Consider the following 1,875-nt stretch of genomic DNA (forward strand, 5'->3'; position numbering starts at 1 on the left):
CTCACAACCGCACGCAGCAACGCTAAGAAAAACGGCGACAAGTGGCACTTGTACGATTTTGCAACTTATTGCGCGATTATTTTCTTGTATGTGGTTGAGTTTGCAGACTGGAATTGTCAGATCACGATAGGAGCAGGCGTTACAAAAAGTGAATATTCGGGCCCTGTCAGAAATGGAATGACGGATACGATGATATATCACACCGGAAATTCAACTGCTGGGTCAAGAGAGTGTGCTGTACAGTATAGGTGGACTGAAAACCTTTGGGGAAACGTGTACCAGTGGGTAGACGGCTTTAATGCCAACGGTACAGCGGCTTACTACTGTACCGACCCGAGCAAGTACGCGGACGATACAGCAACCGGTTATACCAATATTGGCACGCTGCCCGCAAGCGGTTGGATTAAGGACTTGACCGTTACCGACAATGGTCTGCTCATTCCGAAAACGTCTGGCGGCTCGGAAACAACATACGTCCCGGATTATGCGTATTCGGACCCCGACTGGCGCGTGTTGTGTGTTGGTGGCAACTGGAGCGAAGGTGCGTATGCAGGTCTGTTGAGCTTCAATGCGAGCACCTCTTCATCGGGTTCTTACTCGAACGTTTCCACGCGTCTGATGTGCGAGGTCTGAAAGGAGTGATCTAAATGAAGGTACATGGCGATAACAAGCCGGAGAAAATCTCTGCGAACAGCCTGCCGAACAAGCTGGGACGCGCGTGGGTAAGGTTTTGCCTGAATCCTCAGGAAGAAACCCTCGAAAACGACCGTACCGGCTGGGTGTATGACGAATATGTGATCGAGGTTGCCGACGGCACTGACTTGCAGGAGCGTGTGACCGCACAGGCTGACGCACTGCTTTTACAGGCCGTCGGCGAGGAATACGGCACACCGCTGACATCAGTTGATGACCTGCGTGAGCGTCGTATCGCAGACAGCAAGACCGATCTCGCTGCATGGCTGGCTGAGAACCCGCTTGCATGGACAGACGGCAAGCAGTATGCTGTAACGTCGGAAAAGCAGGCACAGCTTACATCGGCGCTGGCGGTGCAGCAGGTTGCAGAGTCTGCCGGAGTGGAACGTGAGCTGCGTTGGAACTCGACCGGCGATGAGTGTACGGTATGGCAGTATGCCGACCTGTGTGCGCTGGCACTGGCGATTGCAGCCTACGTTGAGCCGCGCGTGAGCATCCAGCAGGCAGCAGAGGTGGATCTCCGCAATGCTGCGACGGCAGAGGAGGTCTTGAGTGTTGCGTGGAATTACGCCTAAGTCTATGCTTGAGCACCTGCTGTTCGCGGTGATCGGCGGTGTGCTGTACATGCTGATCGAGATCGCATGGCGCGGCTACACGCACTGGTCGATGGGCGTTCTCGGCGGCGTGTGCTTTGTGGCAGTTGGCCTGCTGAATGAGATCCAGCAGCGACCGCCGATCATCTTGCAGATGGCACAGGGTGCTGTGATCTGCACCGTGATGGAGCTGCTGGCAGGTATGGTGCTCAATGTCTGGCTCAGTCTGGATATATGGGACTATTCCGGCGTACCCGGCAATATCATGGGGCAGGTATGCCCGCAGTTTGCCCTGGCGTGGGCCGCGCTGTCGGCGGTGGCCGTCTGGGTCGAGGACCAATTACACAAAATCTTCGACTAATCGACAAAAACAGCTGGAATTTTTACACTTACGACAGGGCAGAAGCCCGGAAAGGACAACATTATGTATCCCAACAACATCTACATCAAGCACTGGCGCAGCGTACAGTACGAATATAATCGCGTTATCGCGTAAGAAAGTAGGTAAAACCATGGATAAAGTAAACGATTTTAAGCTGGCCGTGACGGCAGTTGTCGCGCTGCTGACCTCACTCTGGGGCTGGTTCGG

The 1,875-nt window shown here is 54.2% G+C and carries 4 protein-coding genes; 3 read left to right on the forward strand and 1 reads right to left on the reverse strand.

Features of this window, described 5'->3' with window-relative positions:
• From IEY11_RS14680 to IEY11_RS14485, 3 genes are all read left to right on the forward strand, one after another.
• A partial coding sequence (locus tag IEY11_RS14680; RefSeq protein WP_207727241.1) for a hypothetical protein occupies positions 1–633 on the forward strand: 633 nt, incomplete at its 5' end.
• Between the two features lie 14 nt (positions 634–647).
• Positions 648–1,268, forward strand: a complete 621-nt coding sequence (locus IEY11_RS14480; RefSeq protein WP_188886892.1) for a hypothetical protein — start codon at positions 648–650, stop codon at positions 1,266–1,268.
• Positions 1,249–1,647, forward strand: a complete 399-nt coding sequence (locus IEY11_RS14485; RefSeq protein WP_243184036.1) for a putative ABC transporter permease — start codon at positions 1,249–1,251, stop codon at positions 1,645–1,647. The genes IEY11_RS14480 and IEY11_RS14485 overlap by 20 nt, the downstream gene beginning before the upstream one ends.
• Here the strand turns inward: IEY11_RS14485 and IEY11_RS14685 are convergent.
• Positions 1,627–1,875: hypothetical protein (locus tag IEY11_RS14685; protein ID WP_207727242.1), on the reverse strand; the 249-nt coding region annotated here is incomplete at its 5' end. The two genes, IEY11_RS14485 and IEY11_RS14685, sit on opposite strands and share 21 nt — an antisense overlap.

The sequence above is a fragment of the Butyricicoccus faecihominis genome, assembly GCF_014648015.1.
GTDB classification, from domain to species: Bacteria; Bacillota; Clostridia; order Oscillospirales; family Butyricicoccaceae; genus Agathobaculum; species Agathobaculum butyriciproducens.

Bases quoted from the DNA above. Each gene is read 5' to 3' on its own strand.
- IEY11_RS14480 (WP_188886892.1), top strand. From the start codon at position 648: ATGAAGGTACATGGCGATAACAAGCCGGAGAAAATCTCTGCGAACAGC.